The sequence below is a fragment of the Amycolatopsis panacis genome (assembly GCF_003600245.1).
GTDB classification, from domain to species: Bacteria; Actinomycetota; Actinomycetes; order Mycobacteriales; family Pseudonocardiaceae; genus Amycolatopsis; species Amycolatopsis sulphurea.
In genome coordinates, this window is the sequence record NZ_QZFV01000131.1 from 59425 (window position 1) to 82475 (window position 23051).

The 23051-nt window shown below is 69.2% G+C and carries 23 protein-coding genes; 13 read left to right on the top strand and 10 right to left on the bottom strand.

Going from position 1 to position 23051, the window contains the following annotated elements:
* The first annotated feature begins 373 nt into the window (after positions 1-373).
* Positions 374-2677 carry an SdrD B-like domain-containing protein gene (locus D5S19_RS27925; protein WP_120026347.1) on the top strand — a complete coding sequence of 768 codons (2304 nt, stop codon included), beginning with the start codon at positions 374-376 and terminating at the stop codon, positions 2675-2677.
* A 116-nt stretch (positions 2678-2793) separates the two neighbouring features.
* Here the strand turns inward: D5S19_RS27925 and D5S19_RS27930 are convergent, their stop codons facing one another.
* Both D5S19_RS27930 and ffh read right to left on the bottom strand, forming a co-directional pair.
* Positions 2794-3867, bottom strand: coding sequence for an amidohydrolase family protein (locus D5S19_RS27930; protein ID WP_120026348.1), 1074 nt, complete (start codon positions 3865-3867; stop codon positions 2794-2796).
* Positions 3864-5396, bottom strand: coding sequence for a signal recognition particle protein (ffh, locus tag D5S19_RS27935; protein WP_120026349.1), 1533 nt, complete (start codon positions 5394-5396; stop codon positions 3864-3866). Before ffh ends, D5S19_RS27930 begins: the two co-directional genes overlap by 4 nt.
* 207 nt (positions 5397-5603) lie before the next feature.
* On the opposite strand from ffh, the gene D5S19_RS27940 reads away from it, so the two are divergent.
* The gene (locus D5S19_RS27940; protein ID WP_120026350.1) at positions 5604-6071 is read left to right on the top strand and encodes a MarR family winged helix-turn-helix transcriptional regulator; all 468 of its coding nucleotides are present in this window, start codon (positions 5604-5606) and stop codon (positions 6069-6071) included.
* Between the two features lie 198 nt (positions 6072-6269).
* Here the strand turns inward: D5S19_RS27940 and D5S19_RS27945 are convergent, their stop codons facing one another.
* The 4 genes from D5S19_RS27945 to D5S19_RS27960 all read right to left on the bottom strand — a co-directional run bounded on the left by D5S19_RS27945 (position 6270) and on the right by D5S19_RS27960 (position 10776).
* A complete protein-coding gene (locus tag D5S19_RS27945; protein ID WP_120026432.1) occupies positions 6270-6650 on the bottom strand; it encodes a hypothetical protein in 381 nt (126 codons plus the stop codon).
* 110 nt (positions 6651-6760) lie between these two features.
* The gene (locus D5S19_RS27950; RefSeq protein WP_120026351.1) at positions 6761-9058 is read right to left on the bottom strand and encodes a [protein-PII] uridylyltransferase; all 2298 of its coding nucleotides are present in this window, start codon (positions 9056-9058) and stop codon (positions 6761-6763) included.
* Between the two features lie 9 nt (positions 9059-9067).
* Positions 9068-9406: a P-II family nitrogen regulator gene (locus D5S19_RS27955; RefSeq protein WP_098510729.1), complete on the bottom strand. Its 339-nt coding sequence runs from the start codon at positions 9404-9406 to the stop codon at positions 9068-9070.
* Positions 9403-10776 (bottom strand): ammonium transporter, encoded by a 1374-nt coding sequence (locus tag D5S19_RS27960; protein WP_199730741.1) that lies wholly within the window; start codon positions 10774-10776, stop codon positions 9403-9405. The genes D5S19_RS27955 and D5S19_RS27960 overlap by 4 nt, the downstream gene beginning before the upstream one ends.
* 174 nt (positions 10777-10950) lie before the next feature.
* Between D5S19_RS27960 and D5S19_RS27965 the strand changes: the two genes are divergently transcribed.
* Positions 10951-11799 carry a putative RNA methyltransferase gene (locus tag D5S19_RS27965; RefSeq protein WP_120026352.1) on the top strand — a complete coding sequence of 283 codons (849 nt, stop codon included), beginning with the start codon at positions 10951-10953 and terminating at the stop codon, positions 11797-11799.
* A gap of 90 nt (positions 11800-11889) precedes the next feature.
* Here D5S19_RS27965 and D5S19_RS33380 read toward each other — a convergent pair whose 3' ends face one another.
* Together D5S19_RS33380 and D5S19_RS33385 are read right to left on the bottom strand one after the other, a co-directional pair.
* Positions 11890-12153, bottom strand: a complete 264-nt coding sequence (locus tag D5S19_RS33380) for a hypothetical protein (RefSeq protein WP_233574210.1) — start codon at positions 12151-12153, stop codon at positions 11890-11892.
* Entirely contained in the window at positions 12150-12377 is a 228-nt protein-coding gene (locus D5S19_RS33385) for a hypothetical protein (protein WP_233574211.1), read from the bottom strand. The genes D5S19_RS33380 and D5S19_RS33385 overlap by 4 nt, the downstream gene beginning before the upstream one ends.
* A gap of 177 nt (positions 12378-12554) precedes the next feature.
* On the opposite strand from D5S19_RS33385, the gene D5S19_RS32605 reads away from it, so the two are divergent.
* The 3 genes from D5S19_RS32605 (at position 12555) to D5S19_RS27980 (ending at position 14550) form a co-directional block, all read left to right on the top strand.
* Positions 12555-12731 carry a hypothetical protein gene (locus D5S19_RS32605; protein WP_199730742.1) on the top strand — a complete coding sequence of 59 codons (177 nt, stop codon included), beginning with the start codon at positions 12555-12557 and terminating at the stop codon, positions 12729-12731.
* 95 nt (positions 12732-12826) lie between these two features.
* A complete protein-coding gene (locus D5S19_RS27975; protein ID WP_120026353.1) occupies positions 12827-13159 on the top strand; it encodes a hypothetical protein in 333 nt (110 codons plus the stop codon).
* Positions 13156-14550 carry a WXG100 family type VII secretion target gene (locus D5S19_RS27980; protein ID WP_120026354.1) on the top strand — a complete coding sequence of 465 codons (1395 nt, stop codon included), beginning with the start codon at positions 13156-13158 and terminating at the stop codon, positions 14548-14550. Before D5S19_RS27975 ends, D5S19_RS27980 begins: the two co-directional genes overlap by 4 nt.
* A gap of 6 nt (positions 14551-14556) precedes the next feature.
* Here D5S19_RS27980 and alc read toward each other — a convergent pair whose 3' ends face one another.
* Both alc and allB read right to left on the bottom strand, forming a co-directional pair.
* Positions 14557-15573 (bottom strand): allantoicase, encoded by a 1017-nt coding sequence (alc, locus tag D5S19_RS27985; protein ID WP_120026355.1) that lies wholly within the window; start codon positions 15571-15573, stop codon positions 14557-14559.
* A 2-nt stretch (positions 15574-15575) separates the two neighbouring features.
* Positions 15576-16904, bottom strand: coding sequence for an allantoinase AllB (gene allB / locus D5S19_RS27990; protein ID WP_120026356.1), 1329 nt, complete (start codon positions 16902-16904; stop codon positions 15576-15578).
* 124 nt (positions 16905-17028) lie between these two features.
* Here allB and D5S19_RS27995 point away from each other — a divergent pair, with 124 nt between their 5' ends.
* The 7 genes from D5S19_RS27995 to D5S19_RS32610 all read left to right on the top strand — a co-directional run bounded on the left by D5S19_RS27995 (position 17029) and on the right by D5S19_RS32610 (position 22797).
* On the top strand, positions 17029-17505 hold the full coding sequence (locus D5S19_RS27995; RefSeq protein WP_120026357.1) for a helix-turn-helix domain-containing protein: 477 nt from the start codon (positions 17029-17031) through the stop codon (positions 17503-17505).
* A gap of 89 nt (positions 17506-17594) precedes the next feature.
* A complete protein-coding gene (gene uraD / locus D5S19_RS28000; RefSeq protein ID WP_120026358.1) occupies positions 17595-18074 on the top strand; it encodes a 2-oxo-4-hydroxy-4-carboxy-5-ureidoimidazoline decarboxylase in 480 nt (159 codons plus the stop codon).
* The gene (uraH, locus tag D5S19_RS28005) at positions 18071-18385 is read left to right on the top strand and encodes a hydroxyisourate hydrolase (RefSeq protein ID WP_120026359.1); all 315 of its coding nucleotides are present in this window, start codon (positions 18071-18073) and stop codon (positions 18383-18385) included. Before uraD ends, uraH begins: the two co-directional genes overlap by 4 nt.
* Before the next feature lies 1 nt (position 18386).
* On the top strand, positions 18387-19277 hold the full coding sequence (gene pucL, locus D5S19_RS28010; protein ID WP_120026360.1) for a factor-independent urate hydroxylase: 891 nt from the start codon (positions 18387-18389) through the stop codon (positions 19275-19277).
* 19 nt (positions 19278-19296) lie between these two features.
* Positions 19297-20640 (top strand): nucleobase:cation symporter-2 family protein, encoded by a 1344-nt coding sequence (locus D5S19_RS28015; protein ID WP_120026361.1) that lies wholly within the window; start codon positions 19297-19299, stop codon positions 20638-20640.
* Entirely contained in the window at positions 20637-21233 is a 597-nt protein-coding gene (locus tag D5S19_RS28020; protein WP_199730743.1) for a TetR/AcrR family transcriptional regulator, read from the top strand. The genes D5S19_RS28015 and D5S19_RS28020 overlap by 4 nt, the downstream gene beginning before the upstream one ends.
* A gap of 145 nt (positions 21234-21378) precedes the next feature.
* Positions 21379-22797 carry an HNH endonuclease signature motif containing protein gene (locus tag D5S19_RS32610; RefSeq protein ID WP_120026362.1) on the top strand — a complete coding sequence of 473 codons (1419 nt, stop codon included), beginning with the start codon at positions 21379-21381 and terminating at the stop codon, positions 22795-22797.
* Positions 22798-23051 lie beyond the last annotated feature (254 nt).

A 23051-nucleotide genomic window follows, 5' to 3' on the forward strand; every position in this document is an offset into this window, starting at 1 on the left:
CGAAGGCTGCTTCGTTGTCACAACAAACGTGGCCGAAGGGGCATGGTGATTGCGAAAAGATTCGTTATCCCCCATCGCATGAATCACTGACGAGTGACGACCCCGCCGTTTCTGCGGTGCACGACTACGCAAGTCAATCGTGCGGAGACAATTTTCACCCAGCGGATCCGAAGTCCTCCCCCCAGCGGGGTATCCAGCTAGGCGCCCGGGAAATCTTGCGGTAAAACCACCTCGTAGCTCTTTATCTGAACGCCTGCCGCGCCTTTCTTCGGCGAGAGCCCGCGCCGCAGGTCTCCAGGAACCCCCGAGCCGCACACCATCTCGTGTGTCAGGAAAGGACATTGTTGTGGGTTGCTCGCCCATTCGGAGAGGCGTGGCGTCTGCGGCGTCGCTGCTTCTCGTGATGACGGGTTCGGCCGCGGTGCAGATCGCGGCCTCGCCCGAGGCCGTCGCGGCCGAACAGAACGGCTACGTGTTCAACGACCAGTGGACGCTGGTGAACCCGGGTTCCGCCGCGGGGCCGCGTACCCCGAATGCGTTCAGAAGCCAGGCGGCCGCCAAGGCCACCACGAAGATCCCGCTCTCCACCGGGCCGGTCGACGTGACCGCCCAGTTCTCGGCCGGCCCCGAGCAGCTGCCCGGGGCGAACTTCCTTGCCAACGGCACCAACCAGGCGTCCTACGGAGCCACGGCGGCCATGCTGACCGGCTCGCCCGATCCGGCGAAGCTACCCGCGCTGGGCGTGCTCAGCACGGCCTCCAGCTGCGGCGGCCCGGTTGGCACCGCGGCGCATCAGAACTTCGACGGGGTGTGCGAGAACACCGGCAAACTGACCCTGAAGTTCTCGAAGCCGGTGACCAACCCGGTGCTGGACATCACCGGCCTCGGTGGCCAGTCCAATGTCGAGCGGGACATCAACGGCGTCTTCTGGGCCCGCGGGTCGTTCGATGCGACGCATTGGACGATCCAGACCCCCGGGATCAGCTTCGCCGAGCTGTCCGGCGGCCGGACCAATCTGAAGACCGACGGCAAGACCCTCGAAGTCGCCGCTGACAACAGCCACAACATGTGCAACGAGCGTCCGCAGGGACACGCGGGCACGGACTACCGGACTCCGAAGACCGACTTCGCCGGATGCGGTTCGGCTACCCTGCTGGGCACCTTCAGCGAGGTCACGTTCAAGCTGGACACCGAGGTCCGGCGGTTCTCGAACTTCCCCGCCGCGACGTACGACACCGGCAGCCTGTATTTCACGGACCGCAAGGACGGTCGTGCCGACGGCATCAACGGCCTGAACGTCGTGCCGGGTGAGTCTCCCCTGGTGCCCGAGTACGAGGCCGAGGCGACCACCTCGGACCTGCACCGCGTCTCGCTGCGGCTGCCGGAGACCAACCGGCTCGGTGACTTCGTCTGGGAAGACACCAACGGCAACGGACTCCAGGACGCCGGCGAACCCGGCGTCGCAGGCGTCAAAGCCGAACTCCTCGACTGCACAGGCAAGCCGGTCGACGGAGACGGCAACGGCAAGCCCGACACCACCACCACCGACGCGAGGGGCAAGTACTCCTTCGACGGCCTGCGCGACGGCTGCTACCAGGTGCGTTTCACCGCACCCAATGGCAAGACCTTCACCAAGCCCCACGCCGGGGACAACGCGAAAGACTCCGACGCCGACCTCAAGACCGGCACCACCGGACAGACCACCCTCGGCGCGGACAAGCGTGAAGACCTCACACTCGACGCCGGTCTCGTGACCAAGCCAGGCAACCACCTCGGTGACTTCGTCTGGGAAGACACCAACGGCAACGGACTCCAGGACAGCGGCGAACCCGGCGTTCCCGGAGTCAAGGTGGAACTCCTCGACTGCACAGGCAAGCCGGTCGACGGAGACGGCAACGGCAAACCGGACACCGCGGTAACCGATGCCCAAGGCAAATATCACTTCGACGGCCTGCGCGACGGCTGCTACCAGGTGCACTTCACCGCACCCGACGGCAAGACCTTCACCAAGCCCAACATCGGGGACAACACGAAGAACTCCGACGCCGATCCCAAGACCGGCACCACCGGACAGACCACCCTCGGCGCGGACAAGCGTGAAGACCTCACACTCGACGCCGGTCTCGTGACCAAGCCAGGCAACCACCTCGGTGACTTCGTCTGGGAAGACACCAACGGCAACGGACTCCAGGACAGCGGCGAACCCGGCGTTCCCGGAGTCAAGGTGGAACTCCTCGACTGCACAGGCAAGCCGGTCGACGGAGACGGCAACGGCAAACCGGACACCGCAGTAACCGACGCGAAGGGCAAGTACTCCTTCGACGGCCTGCGCGACGGCTGCTACCAGGTGCGTTTCACCGCACCCAATGGCAAGACCTTCACCAAGCCCCACGCCGGGGACAACACGAAAGACTCCGACGCCGACCCCAAGACCGGCACCACCGGACAGACCACCCTCGGACGGGACAAGCCGACGGACCTGACCGTCGACGCCGGCCTGGTGCCCCAGTCGGGTGCTCCTGGCCTCATCGACAAGGCCAGTGAAAGTGGTCCGCTCGCCTTCACGGGTGTGGACATCGCTTGGATGGCCGGGGCCGCAGTCCTGCTGCTCGGCGGAGGTGCGGCTGCTCTCCTGTACGTGCGCCGTCGCCGCAGTACGGTCGCGGATGAAGGCTGACGCATCAGCGCAATGAAATAGAGTGCGGGGTGCTCACCGGTCTCGACCGGGAGCACCCCGCATTTTTTGACGGTCGATAGCGGCGTACGCACCTGAAAAGCCGAACAGCGCGCCGCTCAGTCGAAGACGGTGCCGCCCAGCACGATGTGCTTCGGGTGCCGAAGCACGGCCAGGTCTTCCCGCGGATCCGCCGGGTAGACGATCAGATCAGCGGGTGCGCCGTGCTCGATGCCGGGATGGCCGAGCCACTCGCGGGCCTCCCAGGACGCACTGGCGAGCGCCTGCGTACGCGACATTCCGGCGCGGTGGAGGGCCTCGACTTCGTCGGCGATAAGGCCGTGCTCGACCATGCCGCCCGCGTCCGTGCCTGCGAAGACGCGTACGCCGGCTTCGACGGCCGTGGAGACCATCTCGCCGACGCCTGCGTGCAGCGCGCGCATATGGGCCGCGTACGCCGGGTACCTCGTGGCCTTGTCCGCGATGCCGGGGAAGTTCTCGATGTTGATCAGGGTAGGCACGAGTGCGACATCCCGGCGGGCCAGCTCGGCGAGCTGTTCCGAGGACAGCGCGGTGCCGTGTTCAAGACAGTCGATACCGGCTTCGATCAACCCCGGCAGCGCGGCTTCGCCGAACACGTGCGCAGTGACCCGCGCGCCCAGATCGTGCGCCACGCGGATCGCTTCGGCGAGTACGTCGTCCGGCCACAGCGGCGCCAGATCGCCCTCTGCGCGGTCGATCCAGTCACCGACCAGCTTGACCCAGCCGTCACCGTCTCGGGCTTGTTCCGCGACGGCTTCGGGCAGCAGCGCCGGATCGTCCAGCTCGATCGCATAGCCCGGGAGGTATCGCTTCGGGAGCGCGAGGTGCCGGCCGCAGCGGATGATCGTCGGCAGATCGGCCCGCGACTGCAGGGGCCGGACGTCGATCGGGAGACCGCAATCGCGGATCAGCAGCGTACCGGCGGCACGGTCGACGAGGGCCTGCTGCTCGGCTTCCGCCGGCGGCACCGCGCCACCCGGGCCGATCCCCGGGTGGCAGTGCGCGTCTACCAGGCCGGGCACCAGGAACCCGTCGGCGCACAAGCTTTCGGCGCCGGGGACCGGTTCGGCCGAGATCCGCCCGTCCTCGATCCACAGCTGAGCAGGCTCCCCCGCCGGCAGCACGGTGCCGGTCAGGTGCAGTGCGCTCACTTGGGGTTTTTCGGCAGCTTGAACTTCGAGGGGTCGAATCCCGGGACGTCGTTCATGCCGCCGAGCCGGGACAGGTCGGGCATTCCGCCGCCGGCGCCACCGGGGGGCAGCATCGGCATCCCGCCGGGCATCCCGCCGCGCAGCTTGGGCGGTGTGGGGCCGCGGCCCTTGCCCTTCTTTCCCTTCTTGCCCTTGCGCGTTTTGCTGCCGCCGCCCCCGCCGAAGCCGAAGCGGCCGGCCATCTGGGCCATCATCTTGCGCGCCTCGAAGAACCGGTTGACCAGGTCGTTCACGTCGCGCACGGCGACCCCGGAACCGTTCGCGATGCGCAGCCGCCGGGAGCCGTTGATCATCTTCGGGTCGGCCCGCTCGGCCGGTGTCATGCCGCGGATGATCGCCTGCAGCTTGTCGAGGTGCTTGTCGTCGACCTCGGCGAGCTGGTCCTTCATCTGGCCGGCTCCGGGCAGCATGCCCAGCAGGTTGCCGATCGGGCCCATCTTGCGCACCGCGAGCATCTGCTCGAGGAAGTCCTCCAGGGTCAGCTGGCCGCTGGTCAGCTTCTGCGCGGCCTGTTCGGCCTGCTCCTGGTCGAAGTGCTGCTCGGCCTGCTCGATCAGGGTCAGCACGTCACCCATGCCGAGGATGCGCGAGGCCATCCGGTCCGGGTGGAAGGTGTCGAAGTCCTCCAGCTTCTCGCCGTTGGACGCGAAGAGGATCGGCTGGCCGGTGACCTCGCGCACGGAGAGCGCGGCACCACCGCGGGCGTCACCGTCGAGCTTCGTCAGCACGACGCCGGTGAAGCCGACCCCGTCGCGGAACGCCTCGGCGGTGGTCACCGCGTCCTGCCCGATCATGGCGTCGACCACGAAGAGGACTTCGTCCGGATCGACCGCCTCACGAATATCCGCGGCCTGCTTCATCAGCTCTTCGTCGACGCCGAGTCGGCCCGCCGTGTCGACGACGACGATGTCGTGCTGCGCGTGCCGTGCCTCGGCGATGGCCCGACGCGCGACATCGACCGGGTCGCCGACGCCGTTGCCCGGTTCGGGCGCGAAGGTGGTCACTCCGGCACGCTCACCGACCACCTGCAGCTGGGTGACCGCGTTGGGCCGCTGGAGGTCACAGGCGACCAGCATCGGCGCGTGGCCCTGCTTCTTCAGCCACATCGCCAGCTTGCCCGCGAGGGTGGTCTTACCGGCACCCTGCAGACCCGCGAGCATGATCACCGACGGCGGGTTCTTCGCCAGGTTCAACCGGCGCGTCTCACCGCCGAGGATCGCCACGAGCTCCTCGTTGACGATCTTGATGACCTGCTGCGCCGGGTTCAGCGCCTGCGAGACCTCGGCGCCCTTCGCGCGGTCCTTGACGCGCGCGACGAACGCCTTGACCACCGGCAGCGCGACGTCCGCTTCCAGCAGCGCGATGCGGATCTCGCGCGCGGTGGCGTCGATGTCGGCTTCGGACAGCCGGCCCTTGCGCGAGAGCGACTGAAGGGCCGAAGTGAGCCGATCGGAGAGAGTGTCGAACACGGGGGTGCACGCTCCAGCTGGGTCGAGAGTTCGCGTGCCGGGCAGCACACAGCCACCCGGGCATCTCCCGAGGGTAGCCGCCCGGCTCCCCGGCCTCACGGGTGTGCAGGAATTTGTACTCCTACGTTTATTACCTCGCACGGTCAGTTCAGCTCAACCATGGGAAATCTGGTGGAGTTTCCGGCGGATTTCAGTAAACATAGGCGTATGACATCAGTGATCGAGCAGCGCGCCGAACCCGCCGGGGACACCGACAAACCGACCGCGCTCGCTCGCGAGGTGCGCGAAAGCGTCGGGCGGCTCGACTGGCGGATGCGCGCCGAAGCGGACACGCCTTCGCCGGGGGCGGCCGTGCTCGCGGTGCTTTCCCGGCTCTCTCGTGCCGGTACGCACACGCCGGGTGAGCTGGCTGATACGGAGCGGATGCACCCACAGTCACTGACGCGGATCCTGGCCACGCTTACCTCGCGAGGGCTCGTCACGCGCACCGCGGACCCTTCGGACGGACGGCGGTCGTTGATCGACATCACCGCAGCCGGACGGGCGGCGCTGCGGGAGTACTCGGTGTCGCGCGAGACGTGGCTGGCCGCCGCGGTGGACCGCACGCTCAGCACAACGGAGCAGGAGCTACTGCGGATGGCTTCGCAGCTGCTGAAGCGGCTCGCGGAATCGTGAATCGCGGGGTGGTCCCGGGGCCGGCCGCTCCCCACGACCGGCCCCGGAACCACGGCGAAAGAACACACCTCCCCGGGTGTCCTCCGCCGCCGGCACGCTCGCGGATACCCCTCGTCCGCTGCGCCGGGGTGCAGTCTGCCCGGAGCGCCACCGGCCACGGCAGCGTGAAGTCACCTAATCGGGACTGAGTAGGACTACTCAAACGCGAGTATCCGGTCCGGCGGACTCGCGGACACAGTCGAGCGAAGGCTGCGCTTCGACCAGCGCCTCAGCGGAACAGCTCGCCGCGCACGCCGCGGCCTGCAGGACTTCGGTGACCACTTCGAGGTCCACTGTGGGAGCCGCGACCAACGCGATGTTGCGTACGTCCACCCGCCCGGCGAGCCCGGCCAGCGCGTGCGCGAGGGCGCGCTGCCCGGCGACCAGCTGGGTGACGACCTCGGTCAGCTCGCCCAGCGTCGCCGCCTCGTCGTGCCCACGCAGCGTTTCGGCCAGCTCCTCGGCGCAGGACCGCAGATGACCGGCGACCACGGTGGGAGGCAGGGACAATCCCGGGAGATTCTGCTCCGGACCCCGCATCGTGCTCACCCCCGCTGGCACCCTCCTCGGACCCGCGTCATCCTGCCATCGGAATCGGCCGGCGCTTCGGAGACACCCCGAATGGGTGAGTCCGGACCGCGCAAATCGGCTCACCCGGCAGCAGAGAGCACCGCTGCTTCCACCGTTCGGCGCCATCCCGGCTCGATCCGGCCACTGCGTGGGGCCACCGCGAACGAGTCGACGGCCACTCCGCCGAGCGTAGCCACCTTCGCCCACCGCACGCGCGCTTCGGCGCGAAGCGCCCCTGCCACGCGGAACAGCAAGCCGATGCGGTCTGCTGCGCGAAGTTCCAGCACCACGGTGTCCGAGCCGCTCGTTTCGTCGTCGAACCAGCGCACGTGCGGGGCGACGACAGGCACCGACGAGGTGGAGTAGTCACGCTCCTTCGCCGCAAGACGGTCGATCAGGGGAAGAGCGCCGGACACTGCGCGGGCAAACTGTTCACGCAAGAGCGCAGGATCCGGCAATGAGCCGAATCGCGGCGAAGCCGTGAACACACCCGCGCGACCGGCGTCGTGCAGTACGGCGCTGTGTACCTCCAGGGAATTCAACGCGAGCACTCCGGCGGCAGGTGCCAGCACTTCGCCGCCGGTGGGCACCGCGAGGAACGCCGTCACGACCTTGCCGTGTGCAGTGATCCGGACCTGGCCGAGGCCGGTACGCGCGGCGTGGCCGACCAGGTCCCGCTGCGCTTCGTTCAGCGGCTCGGGCGGCGTGAACCCCTTGCCGTGCATTGCCTCTTCGCAGCTTGCGACAAGCTCGGCGAGCAGCCGGTCCTTCCAGTCGGTCCACACGCCCGGCCCGGTTGCCAGGGAGTCGGCGCGGGTGAGTGCGTGCAGCAGCTCCAGCAGCACCACGTCGCCGTCCAGCGTCTTCGCGACGCGCGACACTGTGGCCGGATCGGCGATGTCGCGCCGCGTCGCGGTGTGGGGCAGCAACAGGTGGTGCCGGACCATCGCCGACACGGTCGCGACGTCCGTACGCGACAACCCGAGCCGTTCCGCGACGTGCGCGGAGATTTTCGCGCCCAGTTCCGAATGGTCGGCATCGCGGCCTTTGCCGATGTCGTGCAGCAGTGCCCCGATCAGCAACAGATCCGGGCGCGACACCGTCGTCGTCAGCTTCGCTGCTTCGACGCACGCCTGCACCAGATGCCGGTCCACAGTCCACTGATGCACCGGAGAACGAGGCGGTAGATCACGAATCGCGCCCCATTCCGGGAAAAGCCGCGCCCACAGTCCTGTCCGGTCCAGCGCCTCGACGGCGTCGACCAGGCCCTCCCCTGCGCCCAGCAGCTCGACGAGAGCGTTGCGCGCGTCATCCGGCCACGGCGTACGCAGCTCTGGCGCGGAGTCGGCCAAGATGCGCAACGTGCCGTACGAAATCGATTTCCCAGTACGCGCAGAAGCCGCCGCAACCCGCAGGAGTAACGCTGGGTCTTTGGCCGGGACGGCATCGCGCGCCAACGCGACCTCCGTGCCGTGCAACACCACGCCCTCTGCCAACGGCGTACGCGCGGGCCTTCGCCCAAACCGGGCGCGCGGTGGCTCCGCAGTCGAGCGAAGCGCGACATCCACCGCGTACCCGATCACTCGACCCGTGCCGGAAAGCTTGCGAGCCAAGGCGAACCGGTCGCTGAAGCCCAACTCAGCAGCCACGGGTTCGGCTTCCGGCGCACTCAGCACGTCGCGCTCTCGTCGCAGCTCACGCCGCAACTCGGTCCGTACGTCGAGCAGAAGTCCCTTGGCAGCCAACAGCTCTTCGTTCGGACGGTCGGTCAGCTGCGCCGCCGCCAACGCCTCCAGTACGCCGAAATCCCGCAGGCCACCTCGCCCGTGTTTCAGATCGGGTTCTGCAGACTGCGCGATCTCACCGCTGCGTCGCCAGCGTGTGTGTACGGAATCAGCCAGCTCCGACAGCCGCTTACGGGCCGTACGTCGCCACAGGTCGCGCGCGGCGGAAGCGAGCCGTGCAGTCAGGTCGGCGTCACCGGCCAGGTGCCGGGCGTCGAGCAGGCCGAGCGCGGTCCGCAGATCCTCCGAAGCAACCTTCACCGCTTCGCCCGGCGTACGCACGGAATGGTCCAGCCCCACCTTCGCGTCCCACAGCGGGTACCACAGCGAGTCGGCCATCTCGCCGACCCGAGGGTTGCCGTTGTGTACGAGTACGAGGTCCAGATCCGAGAATGGCACCAGCTCGCGTCGCCCGAGCCCGCCCACGGCCACCAGCGAGACACCCGGTTCCGCGGTGTCCAGTCTGGCCGCCGTGGCGGCCTTTCCCAGCCAGAACTCGTACAAGTCGACCAGCGCCGCCCGTAGCGCGGGCGGCCGCAGCCTGCCGTCCAGCAGTCCTGCGGCCGCCCGGCCCAGTTCACCCCCGTCTGTCATCCCCGGCGCCTAGAGCGCGTCCGTGCCGCGTTCGCCGGTCCGGACCCGGATCACCGTCTCGACCGGGGTGACCCACACCTTGCCGTCGCCGATCTTCCCGGTGTGCGCGGCGGTGGTGATCGCGTCGAGCACCTTCTCCACCGCCGTGTCGTCGGTGACGACCTCGATCTTCAGCTTGCTCACGAAGTCCACCGAGTACTCGGCGCCGCGGTAGACCTCGGTGTGCCCCTTCTGCCTGCCGTAGCCCTGCACTTCGCCGACCGTCATGCCGAGCACGCCCAGCTGCTCCAGCGCGGACCGGATGTCGTCGAGCGTGAACGGCTTGACGATCGCGGTGATCAGCTTCATGCCTTGGTCTCCTCGAGTTTCGTGGCGGTGGCGGGCTTCACCGGGAACGTGCTGTGCTGGCCGATCCCGCCCATTCCGGTGAAGTCGTAGGCGCTCTCCGCGTGCTGCGCCTCGTCGATGCCGCTCGCCTCGTCCTCCGCACTCACCCGGAACCCGCCGGCCTTCTTGATCGCGAAGCCGATGATCAGCGACAGCACGAACGAGTAGCCCAGCACCGCGAACGCGGCGACCGCCTGGATGCCCAGCTGTTTCCAGCCGCCACCGTAGAACAACCCGTCGGCACCAGCGGAGTTGACGCTCTTGGTGGCGAAGAAGCCGATCAGCAAGGTGCCGACGAGACCACCGACCAGGTGCACGCCCACCACGTCGAGTGAGTCGTCGAAGCCGAACCGGTATTTCAGCGACACCGCCAGCGCGCACAGCACCCCGGCGACGACCCCGATCGCGATCGAGCCGAGCGGGCTGACGAACCCGCACGCCGGGGTGATCGCGACCAGACCGGCCACCGCGCCGGAGGCCGCGCCGAGCGTGGTCGGCTTGCCGAACTTCAGCTGCTCCACGACCAGCCAGCCGAGCACCGCGGCCGCCGTGGCCACCGTGGTGTTGGTGAACGCGACGCCGGCCAGGTCGTTCGCGCCGAGCGAGGAACCGGCGTTGAAGCCGTACCAGCCGAACCACAGCAGCGAAGCGCCGAGCAGCACGAACGGCACGTTGTGCGGGCGGCCGGTGTCCTTCGGCCAGCCCTTGCGCTTGCCGAGCACGATGGCCAGCGCGAGACCCGCGGCGCCGGCGTTGATGTGCACCGCGGTACCACCCGCGAAGTCGAGGGCCTTGAGCTTGTTGGCGATCCAGCCGCCGACCGCGTCCGCGCCGGTGAACCCGTCGAAGGAGAACACCCAGTGCGCGACCGGGAAGTAGACGATGACCACCCAGATCGCCACGAACAGGGTCCAGCCCCAGAACTTCGCGCGGTCCGCGATCGCGCCGGAGATCAGTGCCGGGGTGATGATCGCGAACATCAGCTGGAACATGCAGAACGCCAGCAGCGGCAACGCGTCCGGGCCCGGCCACGCCACCGCCGGCGGGCCGTTCGCGGCTAAGCCGACGAGCTTGCCGAAGGTGTCCGACAGCCCGGCGAAGTCGAAGTTGCCGACCAGGCCGCCGAACGCGTCGTTCCCGAAGGCCATGGAGAACCCGAAGAGCACCCACAGCACCCCGACGACCGCGAGGGCGACGAAGTTCATCATCAGCATGTTCAAAACGCTCTTCGCGCGGACCATGCCGCCGTAGAAGAACGCGAGTCCTGGCGTCATGAGCATGACCAGCGCGGCGCTGATCAGTACCCACGCGGTGTCTCCGGCGTTCAGCACAATCTTCCTCCCGTGCACTGGGTAGCTGGCAGGGAAGTCTTCGGCGCGGGTGTTTCGCCGGGCGGCGCGCAAGGTTTCCCGTACGTGAACTCCGGTACCGGAGTTGTTACGGGAAGGTTTCCGGCCGTTCGGCCTGCTGTGTCCGGTTGCGAAACGTCATGGTCGAATAGCGGCATGACAGCAGCAGGGCCGGGAATCGACCCATTGCCACCACGGGTCGTGGACGCACTGCGCTGTTCGGTGTGCGGTTCCCCCATCGAGTTGGCCGGGCGCACGCTGCGTTGCGAAAGCCGTCACTCTTTCGACTTGGCCCGCCAGGGTTACGTCAATCTGTTGCATGCGCGGATCCCGGCCGGCACGGCGGACACGGCGCCGATGGTGGAGGCGCGCTCGGCGTTGCTCGCCTCGGGCGCGTACGCGCCTCTTGCGGACGCCGTCGCCGGCGCAGCCGGCGCGCCGAGCGGCTTGGTCGTGGACGCCGGTGCGGGGCCGGGCTACTACCTGTCTCGGGTCCTCGACGCGGCGCCGTCGGCCGTCGGCCTGGCGTTGGACGTCTCGGCCATAGCGTTGCGTCGCGCGGCAAGGGCACACCCACGGTTGGGCGCCGCGGTGTGGAACCTGTGGGAGCCATGGCCGGTGGGCGACGGCGTCGCCGACGTGGTGCTCGACGTCTTCTCGCCGCGCAACGCGGCCGAATTCCACCGGGTCCTCGCGCCTGGCGGCATTCTCGTCGTGGCCGCGCCGCTGCCCGGCCACCTGGCCGAACTGGGCGACCTCGTGCTCGCGGTGGACGAGCGGAAGGAACAGCGCCTCGAAACCACTCTCGGCGCGCACTTCACACGGGAAACGGTCACCGAAGTGATCCGGACGAGCGCTTTCACCGCGCAGCAGGTACACGACGTGGTCGCGATGGGACCGGCAGGGTTCCACCTGGACCGCGACGGGCGCGGGGAGCGGCTTCGGACCGCCGCTGCACGGGACGTGACGCTCGCCGTGGCGGTCGGCGTCTGGCGGCGTGACTGATCGCGTGACCGGTTGACGCGGGCCCACAGGTCGCGTACGGCACCCCCTGGAAAGGGTGCGCCGCGCCGTCCTCGATACCACGTACGACGCTCACCCGGCCGTCGCGACGAGGAAGTCCTCACCGTTCGACGTGGCCAGGCCGTCCGCGCGATCGGCGAAGTAGCGCCGGTTCAGCTCGCCGGCGCTCACGTGCCGCACGTCGGCGAAGCCGGAGTCCCGAGCCAGCGCCAGGATTTCCTCCGGCATGAAGAAGCTCAGGAACGGCGTGCCTGCCGCCTTTGCGCCGTCAGCGGCCATCCGCCGGGCCGCGCGGTCCTCTTCGGACAGTGATTCGGCCGGTGGCTGAAAAGTCATCGCCACCACGATCCGGCCAGCGCGCGCAACGTCGCCGCGTTGGCCTCCCGGGTGAGGTACATGCTCACCCCGGTCGAGGCGACCATCGCGGGGCTCGCGCGGAACCATGCTGTTCCGGCCAGGTGCATGTCCGGCCGGTCACGCCAGCCCTCGTCCGGATCGGCCAGCCCGTGCAACGCTCGCCACAACGCCACCCGCACCGCGGTGTGATCCGGCTCGGTCACGGCGCCATCCAGGCGAGCCCGTCTGGATCCCGGGTGCTCTCGTTCATCTCGTCCGTCCTCTCCGGCTCCGGCGGGATCGTCCGGATGGCCCGGTGAACTGCCTGTCCTCGTTCCCGGCCGCGCCAAGCTCGCCACCACCGGGCCAGGGCGCTGTGGCACCCGGGATAGCCTGGGGGTATGGCGAAACCCTCTCCCCTGCAGATCCGCAACATCCTGGCCGCGATGCTCATGGCCGCCGCGTTCGTGTGGAACCTGGTGGTCGGCGGGCCGTGGTGGGTCAGCGCGATCGTCGGGGTCGCCTGCCTGCTGTCCTCGTTCTCCGCCTACCTGAACCGGCCGAGCGCCCGGGGCTAGCGCGTTCAGCCCGTGGCCGCGCGCGCTTGGCCGGGAGTTCAACCGCCGCTGATCTACTCGTCTCCGCCGAAACGCGGCAGGAGAACGGAGCGCTGGTGTCAGGGAACGGCTTCACCGTCCACACAGACGAGTTGCACACTTTCAGCAGGTATTTGAACGGCAGGACCGCACCAGCGGTGCACGACGCCGCGAGGTCGGTGGACGACGCCAACCGCGGGGACGTCGATTCGTTCGGCGTGCTCCTCGCGCAGATCCTCGCCGTCCCCGCGCGGATCACGCTGACGACCGTTTCCGACAGCCTGCACGGCGTCGCCGGCGATGTGACCAAGACCGCAGCCAGCACCAAGCAGGCGGCGGAGCGTTACGCCGAGCAGGACGCGCATTTCGCGGCCGGGCTCGGCAAGTTCGATCCGGAGGCGGCCGGATGAGCGTCGTCGAGCCGACCACCACCGGAGCGGGCGTCGCGGACAGCTGGTACAGCGTCGCCTCCTCGATCCGGGAGATCCGGGACCTGCATGGCGCGGACGCGGCCGCGGTGGGCGTGGAGATCGGGGTTTCGCTGGCCGGCGCGATCGCGGACACCGTCGCGTTCGCCCTGGACCCGCTCGGCAAGCTGATCGCCGCCGGGCTGGGCTGGATGGTCGAGCACCTTTCGTTCCTCAAGACGCCGCTGGACAAGCTGGCCGGTGATCCGGCCGCGATCAAGGCGATGGCCGAACAGCTGCACCGGACCGGCGAAGACCTGCGCAACTCCGCCAAGGACCTGGACCTCACCCTGGAGAAGACGATCACCGAGTGGCAGGGTGGCGGATTCGAGGCGTTCCGGAACGAGATCGGGCAACGGCGCGGCCAGATCGAGAGCGCCGGGCAGTCGGTCGACGCCGCCGGTTACGTCGTGGAGACGACGATGGCGCTGGTCACCGCGTCGCGCGCGCTGATCCGGGACATGATCACCACGTTCCTCGGCGAGATCATCTCCACCATGCTGATCGCGCTGGGGATGGCGGCGTTCACCTTCGGCGCGTCGCTCATCGCCGGGGTGGCCAACTGCGTCCGGGTGGGGATCTCGCTGGCGCTGGACTTCTCGTCGAAGCTGGCCAAGATCGTCGGGCTCGGCGGGCGCACCGCGGCGCGGCTGGCGGAGCTGGCCGCGAAGGTCAAGCCCGCCCCGGGCGGCGGCCGCGCGGGCGGCGCGCACGAGCTGACCGATCTCCGTCCGCCTACCCCGCACGACCCCGGCACGCCGCCTCCGCCCCGAGACGTGGCCACGCCACTGCACGAGGAAGACCCGTACGCGACGTGGCTGGCCGCGGATAGGCACTTCAATCCGCCGCCCCACAACGAAAACGCCCTGCCGTCGCACGACCCGGGCGCCCCGTCGCCGCACAGTGCGCGTCCGTCCTCCGACACGACGACCACGTCGAGTACCCCGAGTGCCGGGACCGAGCCGCCTGCGCCGAAACCGCAGTCGCCGTTCAAGCCCTACGACATCGAGTTCATGAAGAAGCACGAGGACTGGATGAAGTCCGCATGCGAGCGGATCAAGGACTACACCGGCGGCAAGAACGCCTGGGACGACATCGTCAAGGCACCGGACAAGTTCTTCCGGAAGTACCCGGACGCCTACCCGTACCTGAAAGGCATCGCCGACACGAAGAGCAGCAAGAACCTCGTCGGCTGGGGCGGCAAGTCGGCGGTCACGCTCGACAAGTCCCTCACCGACGTCCAGATGCAGGCGGACGACGCCTGGGCACAGTCGGACGAGCAGTGGCGCACGGACCCCGCCGGGGCACCGGACCCGGCCGCGCAGAAGGCCTGACCGGGCTCAAGCGGTCGTCTCGGCGAACCGGGCGGTCACGGATTCATGGCCGCGTTTCGTCAATTCGCCGTGCAAGCGCAGGCGGGCCAGGCCCCCGTCCGGGTAGATGTCCAGGCGGGCCTCGGTGACCTCCGGCCCCTCCGTCAGTGCGAAGCGGTGGCGGGTGTCCGGTTGCAGCCGGGTGCGGGGCAGCAGCGGCGCCCACTCGCCGTCGTCGAGCCTGCCGCTCACCGCGGCCCACCCCGGGGCGTTGCCTTTGAGGTTGCTCGTGTCCAGTTCCGCGAACCGGACGAGGCCCGCGCCGGCCAGCGCCACGGTCACCCAGTCGTTGCCGTCGTCGCGGCGGCGGGCGGTTTCCCAGCCTTCCGCCTGGTGCGCGGCCAATCCGGGAGAGAACAGATTGTTCGGCGAGGAGTAGAACCTGTTGCTGCAGCCGGTGACCCGGGCGCCGTTCTCCAGCGCGGCCAGGTCCAGCGACCGCGGATCCAGCAGGGCGGGATCGGGGACCGGGTCACCGTGCACGCGGAGCCGGGCCACGCCGCCGTCGGGATGCTGGGTGAGCCGCACGTGCGTGGAGCGGCGCGGGGAGGCGACCGGGAAGAAGTTCTCCACGTCCCCGGCCGCCGGCGCGTGGTCCACCAGCACCTCCCAGTCCGCGCCCCGCAGCTCTTCCGCACTCGGATAACCAGGCACCGACACGGCCGCGACCGAGACGAACGGCGGGTAGTTTCCCTTGAAGAACGCGGTATCCACGATCACGCCGGAGACCACGCCGCCGAGGCCGAGCCGCACGATCGCGTGATCGTCGCCGGGTGCGCGGCGCCGCCGGGTCTCCCAGCCGTCGTAGACCTGACCCTTGGGGCCGAAGGTCTCCGCCCGGTGCGCCGGCCGCCACGGGTTGACCAGGTTCTCCTTCTCCGCGAACAGCTCGTCGGTGGCCCACATGACGGTCCCGCCGAACCGTCGCGACGCCAGGTCGGGCAGGTCTGTCCACTCCGGACGAACGGGCAGGGGTTCCTCCATCGCTAGCAGTCTCCTCTCCTGAGCAGCCGCCCACGCGGCTCACCACCGGTCACAGGTTCGCCACGCAGCCAGGTGCCCCGCACGACCCCGGCCAGCGGGCGCTGGTCGTAGGCGCTCACCGGGTTGCGGTGCGCCAGCTTCGCAACCTCCACGACGAACGTCTCGTCCGGCGCGAACACGCAGAAGTCCGCGTCACAGCCGGGTTCGAGGCGTCCCTTGTGCCGCATGCCCACCTGCGCCGCCGGGTTCGCGGCCATCCAGGAGACCACATCGGACAGCGTGAAACCCCGTTGCCTCGCTTGGGTCCAGACCGCCGGAAGACCCAGCTGCAGACTGGAGATCCCACCCCAGGCGAGACCGAAATCGCCGGTGTCGAACCGCTTCAGCTCCGGCGTGCACGGCGAATGGTCGCTGACCACGGTTTCGATCACGCCGTCCGCGAGACCCTGCCACAGCAGCTCCCGGTTGCGCGCCTCACGGATCGGCGGGCAGCACTTGAATTGCGTTGCCCCGTCACGGATTTCCTCAGCGACGAAGCTCAGGTAGTGCGGGCAGGTCTCCACCGACAGTGCCACGCCGTCGCGTCGGGCACCGGCGATCTGCCGCAGAGCGTCCGAAGAGGACAGATGGAGGACGTGTGCCCGAGCACCCGTCCGCCGGGCCGTCTCGATGACGTGTGCGATGGCCAGGTTCTCCGCGCCGCGCGGGCGGGAGGACAGGAAATCGGCGTATCGCTCGCCGTGCGGATCCGGCGCCGCGTCGATCGCGTCGGAATCCTCCGCGTGCACGATCAGCTGCGCGCCGAACGAGGCCAGCTCCCGCATCGCCGACTCCAACCCGGCCGGGTCCAGCGGAGGGAACTCGTCGACCCCGGAATGCAGCAGGAAACACTTGAACCCGAACACACCCTCGTCGTGCAGCGCACGCAGCGCGCCCTCGTTGCCCGGCACCGCACCGCCCCAGAACCCGACGTCGACGTGCACCCGGCCTTCGGCAACCGCGCGCTTGACCGCCAGCGCGGCCACTTCGACCGTCGGCGGCAGGCTGTTCAGCGGCATGTCCACGATGGTGGTCACGCCACCGGCGGCGGCCGCGCGAGTCGCCGTCTCGAACCCTTCCCACTCCGCCCGGCCCGGATCGTTGACGTGCACATGGGTGTCGACAAGCCCGGGCAGCAACACCTCGTCCTCGCCGAGTGCCATCACCCGCACACCCGGCAGGTCCACGAATCCGGGCGCCACTACGGCGATTCGGCCGTCTTCGACCCCGAGCGTCACCGGGCCTTCCCCGGCCGGAGTCACCGCCCGAGCGGCGCGTACCACGAGATCCATCGGCGGGCACACTCCTCACCCCGACACCGGGATTTCACGGTACGGAAAGGCTGTTTCGCCAAACGAGATTAGCGACGCCGTTCGCGGCTCGTCAACGCCACCCGGCGCACGTTACGGTCAGTGGGTGCAGTTGGAAGCCGAGTTCACCAGCGAGCCGTTCCACGGCGAAGGCGCTCCGCCGGAGCACGCCCTCCTGGCCCGCGCCGCGGCCGAGGAGGCCGGGCTCGAAACCGACTTCGGCCCGCTCGGCACCCTCGCCCGCGGCAGCGTGGACGAGCTGCTGGCGTCGCTGCCGGCGATCGCGCGGGCCGCGCTCGAAGGCGGCGCCACCCGGGTCACCCTGCAGCTGCGACGCACGGACGAAACCAAGCCCGGCCCGCCCGTCGAGCTGAACAGCGCGCTGTCCCGGCTGATCGCCGACGTGGAGCGGGAACTGGGCGCGAAGCTGGCCGAACTGGACCGCCCCGGCAAGCAGCGCGCGGTGCGGCTGCTGCGCGAACGCGGTGCGTTCCACCTGCGGAAATCGGTGTCCGCGGTGGCCGAAGCGCTGGGCGTCACCCGCTTCACGGTCTACAACTATCTCAACCGGGAAGCCGACTGACCAGCCCGTTCAACAAACTGTTGACGAATGGCCAAGCCAGTCGTACGGTCGGCGGAACAACCAGGTCCCCCTGCCGCGAGGAGGTCGCCGTGCCGTTCGCACTCGCCGAGTTCAACTCCGCGGAAGCCGCCGACGTCCGGCCCGTGCTCACTGCGTGCCTGGCCGCGCCACGCTGGGTCGAGGCCGTGCTGAGAGGACGCCCGTACGCCGATCTCGCCGCCCTGCACGCGGCCGCGGACATGCCATTACGCCGGGACGAAGTTCGCGCAGCCATCGCAACGCATCCGCGGATCGGCGAACCGCCCGGCGGCCACCGCGCCGAAGACGACAGGTCGCGGGCAGAACAGTCCGAAGTGGACAATGCGGACGAGTTCGCCGCCGCCAACGCCGAGTACGAAGCCCGCTTCGGGCACGTTTTCCTGGTACGCGCCCAGGGCCGCAGCGGGGCCGAGCTGCTGGCGAACCTCCGGAAGCGGCTGGGCAACGACCCGGAGTCCGAAGTGGACGTCGCTGGCGCCGAGCTGGCCGAAATAGCGCACCTGCGCCTGGCGAAAGCGGTGACGGCATGAGCCTGGTGACAACCCACGTCCTCGATACCGCGTCCGGAAAACCGGCCGCCGGGATCGCCGTACGGTTCGAGCAGGACGGCACTTTGCTCGCCGAAGGCGTCACCGATGCCGACGGACGGATCCGCGACCTCGGCCCGGACCGCCTCGAACCCGGCGTCTACCGGCTGGTCTTCGACACAAGTTCGTATCTGGGCCCGGAGGCGTTCTTCCCGGAGGTGACGATCGTCTTCCGGATCACCGACGGCACTGCGCACCACCACGTGCCGGTGCTGCTGAGCCCGTTCGCCTACTCGGCCTACCGAGGGAGCTGACGTGGGAATCTCCTTGGGCCCCAACCAATACGGCAAGTCCGAAGTCCGGCTGGTCACGGTGCGCAGGGAAGGCGCGGTGCACCACCTGCGCGACCTCACCGTGTCCACCGCGTTGCGCGGCGACCTGACCGACACGCACCTCACCGGCGACAACTCCGCGGTGCTGGCCACGGACACGCAGAAGAACACCGTGTACGCCTTCGCCAAGCAGCAGGACGTCGGGGAGATCGAGGATTTCGCGCTACGCCTGGGCAGGCGCTTCGTCCGCACGCAGGAAAAGATCACCAGCGCGCGGATCACCATCGCCGAGCACGGCTGGGACCGGATCCCGGTCGACGGCGTGCCGCACGACCACGCGTTCAGCCGCGCCGGCGGGGAAACCCGCACGACCGCCGTGACGGTGCGGGAGAACCGGGCATGGATCGTGTCCGGTGTGGACGGTCTGGTGGTGCTGAAGTCGACCGGCTCGGAGTTCCACGGTTTCCCTCGGGACGAATACACGACGCTGGACGAGACCGATGACCGCATTCTGGCCACCGCCGTCACCGCGCGGTGGCGATACCAAGGCGAGGGCGGGATCGACTGGGCCGGCAGCCACCGCGAGATCCGGCGGACGATGCTGGAAACGTTCGCCACCAAGCACAGCCTGTCGCTGCAGCAGACCTTGTACTCAATGGGCGAGGCGGTGCTGCGGGCGCGGCCGGAGGTCGCCGAGGTCCGGCTTTCGCTGCCGAACAAGCATCACTTCCTCGTCGATCTGAGCCCGTTCGGCCTGGAGAACCCCGGCGAGGTGTTCTACGCCGCCGACCGCCCGTACGGCCTGATCGAAGGCTCCGCGGTGCGCGACGAAGCCGAAGAGCCCGGCCCGGCCTGGACCGGCGCCGTGCTCTAGCCCCGATCCCGGGAGAGCAATGTCCACAAAGGAACGACCTGCGCGTCATCCTGTCGACGCGGCGCCCCCGTTGCCACAGCTCGTACTCGGCGGAGTGCAGCATGTCGCGGCCATGTACGCTGGCGTAGTGGCCCCACCGCTGGTGATCGGCGCCGCGGTGGGCCTGTCTCCCGGGCAGCTGGCGCTGCTGATCAGCGCCGCACTGTTCACCGCCGGTCTGGCCACACTGCTGCAGACGCTCGGAATCTGGCGGTTCGGTGCCCGGCTGCCGCTGGTCAACGGCGTCACATTCGCCGCCGTGGCGCCGATTCTCGCCATCGCGGCGCAACACCGTTCCGGCAACGCACTGGGCATCGTCTTCGGCGCGACGCTGACCGGCGGCGTGTTCATGGTGCTGGCCGCGCCGTTCTTCTCGAAGCTCACCCGATTTTTCCCGCCGGTGGTCACCGGTACGGTGATCACCCTCATCGGGATCTCGCTGCTGCCGGTCGCCGTGCAGTGGATTTCCGCACAGCGGCCCGCTGTCCGGCCCTCCGGGCTGCTGCTCGCCGGGGTCACACTGGCCGCGGTGCTGGTGTTCACCCGGTTCCTGCACGGATTCTGGAGCCGGATCGCCCTGCTGCTCGGGCTGGTCGCGGGCACGCTCGTGGCCTGGCCACTGGGTCAAGTCGACACGTCTACTCTGCGGCAGGCGCCGGTGTTCGGCATCGCCTCGCCGTTCCACTTCGGCGCGCCGCGGTTCGAGGTGGCAGCCATCCTCTCGATGCTCGTCGTGATGCTGGTGACGATGGCCGAGAGCACCGCCGATCTGCTGGCGCTGGGCGAGATCGTGGACCGCCCGACGACCAGCCGCACGCTGGCCGATGGACTGCGCGCGGACGGGCTGTCCACCGCGGTCGGGACCATCTTCGGTGGCTTCGCCTGCACGGCGTTCGCGCAGAACATCGGCCTCGTTTCACTGACCCGCATGTACAGCCGGTACGTGGTCGCAGCCGCCGGGGCGGTGCTCGTGCTGCTGGGCGCGTTCCCTATCGCCGGCGGGATCGTCGCGCTGGTCCCGCAACCGGTGCTCGGCGGGGCCGGGCTGGTGCTGTTCGGCAGCGTCGCGGTAAGTGGCGTGCGTACGCTGGCGAAGGCGTCGTTCGAGCACCCGGCGAACGTCGCGATCGTCGCCGCGTCGCTCGGCGTCGGGCTGATCCCGATCGCCGCGCCGGGCTTCTACTCGGGGTTCCCCGCTGCGCTGCAGGTGGTGCTCAACTCCGGGATCAGCGCCGGATGCGTGACCGCGGTGGTGCTGAACCTGGTGTTCGGGCCTCGATTGATAGAACGCTCTAGCGGCCACGAGTTATCCTCGGCGCCGTGACAGGGACGAAGGACCGCATCCTCGCCGCCGGCGCCGAACTGTTCCGGCAGGGCGGATACAGCGGCACGGGCGTGAAGCAGATCGTGGAGAAGGCAGGCGCGCCGTTCGGGTCGCTGTACCACTTCTTCCCCGGCGGCAAGGAGCAGCTGGGCGAGGAAGTCGTGCGCACTTCGGGCATGGCATACATCCAGCTGTTCGATCTGTTCATCGCACCCGCGCCGGATCTGCTCACCGGCATCGAGACGTTCTTCGCCGCGGGCGTGACCACGCTGCTGGAGACCGACTACGTCGAAGGCTGCCCGATCGCCACGGTGGCACTGGAAGTCGCGACCACGAACGAGCCGCTCCGCAAAGCCACCGCCGACGTGTTCACGGCCTGGATCGAGGCGGGGACGGAGAAGTTCGCCCCCTTCGGGCTGCCCCGGGATGCGGCGCGGACGTTGACCATCAGCCTGATCAACAGCCTGGAGGGCGCGTTCGTGCTGGCCAGGTCGATGCGTTCGATCGAGCCGATGGCCGTTGCGGGTGCTTCGGTGGCTGATACCGCTCGGCGGCTGCTTGCGGAGCTGGGGGTGGATGGAATCAGGGGCTGAACCATGGTCCAATGTGGACTTTTCCTGGACTTTCAGGCTTCTTCCCTTGTCAGTTACAGGTTTTTGATTGTCCATAGTGGACTTTTGTGAGCTTCACCTGATTGTGCGACGTCGAACAGGCGTTCGGTTCCGGTAGGCTGGCGGGGTGTTCGAGACCTCGTCCTCCGCCGCCCCGAATCGGGAGTTGTGGCAGCTCACCGCAGGGGAAGCCGCTTCCCTGCTGCGGGAGGAGCTGGCGGCGTTGTGGCGGCAGGAGTCGCGGGTGTGCCGGGTGATTGCGCACCTGGATGGCGGTGGTGGCGCGCAGGAGCTGGGCTATTCGTCGACGGCGGCGCTGGTGGCCGAACTGGCGCGGACATCCCCCGCCACGGTACGGAAACTGGTGGCGCGGGCACTCGCCACCAATCCCGGCCACGGTCTCGACGGCGCGGAGGTTCCCGCTGCGGCACCACTCACCGGGCAGGCGGTCGCGGAGGGTGCGCTCTCCCCCGCCCAGGCCGACGCGATCGTATCCGTGCTGCACGCGATCCCGGCCACCGTGAGCGCCGCGGACCGGGACCGCACAGAACACACGCTGGTCGAGCTGGCCCATACCGCGGGAGTGGCCGAGATCGCCGTCGCCGGCCGTCGCGCTCTCGACCTGCTCGACCCGGATGGCACTCCCCCTCGCGATACCCCCGTACCCGAGCGCGCCCTGCGGCTGCGCACCCGCCGGGATGGGACGGTGGTGTTCGACGGTCACCTTGATCCGGTATCCGGAGCGTCGGCCCTCGCCCTGCTGGAACCCCTCGCCGCACCCCGCACCGGCTCCCGCATGGATTCCCGCACCGATGACCCTCCCGGCCACCCTGCTGTTGGCCCTGCCATTGGCCCAGCCGACGGCCCCGCTGTTGGCCCCGCTGTTGGCCCTGCTGTTGGCCCTGCTGTTGGCCCTGCTGTTGGCCCTGCTGTTGGCCCTGCTGTTGACCCCGCCGACGAACAGCCGGCGCGAAGCCGTGCCGAGCGATACGGGGACGCGCTCATGGAGATCATCGCCCTCGCCGCCGGCCACCCCGACGCCCCCAACCGCAGCGGTGGCCGAGCCGACCTCGTCGTCACCATCCCCCTGGACACGCTCCGCACCGGACTCGGCCACGCCCACCTGGACCCCGCCACCCCACTCACCGCCGCCGAAGCCCGAACCCTCGCCTGCGACTGCCGCCTCATCCCCGCCGTCCTGGGCTCCCCCGGCCAGCCCCTCGACGTCGGCCGCGCGAAACGACTCGTCACCGACCCCATCCGCACCGCCCTCACCCTCCGCGACCGCGGCTGCACCTTCCCCGGCTGCACCCGCCCACCCCGCCACTGCGACGCCCACCACATCATCGAATGGTGGAACGGCGGCCCCACCTCCCTCGACAACCTCACTCTGCTGTGCAAACACCACCACCGCCTGCTCCACCGCAGCGGCTGGACCCTCCGCATCACCCACGGCCGCCCCCAGTTCACCCCACCCGAATACCTCGACCCCCAACGAAAACCCCGAACCAACACCCACCACACCGCCCAACCCCGCGCCGCCTGACCACCCGCCCCGCCCCGGTCGGCGGACCACAACTCCGTCCTCGCCACCAGCGGCACCGTCCAGCCCCTATACGGGGCGGACTGAGGCCGAGAACAGGCAGACACCGACCCCGCGAACCGGGCTCACCCGAGCAGCGGGCACCACCGGGCATTCCGGCAACGCCAGGGATTCCAGCCACACCAACCAGCTCAGCACGGCGGGCCTGGTCCGGCAGGCCCGACCCAGCCAGGCCCGACCAGGCACACAGCAGACCG

Coding starts and splice junctions, on each gene's coding strand:
- alc (WP_120026355.1), bottom strand. CDS start 15,573: ATGGAGGAACCCCTGCCCGTTCGTCCGGAGTGGACAGACCTGCCCGAC.
- D5S19_RS27940 (WP_120026350.1), top strand. CDS start 5,604: ATGACATCAGTGATCGAGCAGCGCGCCGAACCCGCCGGGGACACCGAC.
- D5S19_RS27945 (WP_120026432.1), bottom strand. CDS start 6,650: ATGCGGGGTCCGGAGCAGAATCTCCCGGGATTGTCCCTGCCTCCCACC.
- D5S19_RS27965 (WP_120026352.1), top strand. CDS start 10,951: ATGACAGCAGCAGGGCCGGGAATCGACCCATTGCCACCACGGGTCGTG.
- D5S19_RS27950 (WP_120026351.1), bottom strand. CDS start 9,058: ATGACAGACGGGGGTGAACTGGGCCGGGCGGCCGCAGGACTGCTGGAC.
- uraH (WP_120026359.1), top strand. CDS start 18,071: ATGAGCCTGGTGACAACCCACGTCCTCGATACCGCGTCCGGAAAACCG.
- D5S19_RS33380 (WP_233574210.1), bottom strand. CDS start 12,153: ATGACTTTTCAGCCACCGGCCGAATCACTGTCCGAAGAGGACCGCGCG.
- D5S19_RS28015 (WP_120026361.1), top strand. CDS start 19,297: ATGTCCACAAAGGAACGACCTGCGCGTCATCCTGTCGACGCGGCGCCC.
- D5S19_RS27955 (WP_098510729.1), bottom strand. CDS start 9,406: ATGAAGCTGATCACCGCGATCGTCAAGCCGTTCACGCTCGACGACATC.
- D5S19_RS27980 (WP_120026354.1), top strand. CDS start 13,156: ATGAGCGTCGTCGAGCCGACCACCACCGGAGCGGGCGTCGCGGACAGC.
- D5S19_RS32605 (WP_199730742.1), top strand. CDS start 12,555: ATGGCGAAACCCTCTCCCCTGCAGATCCGCAACATCCTGGCCGCGATG.
- allB (WP_120026356.1), bottom strand. CDS start 16,904: ATGGATCTCGTGGTACGCGCCGCTCGGGCGGTGACTCCGGCCGGGGAA.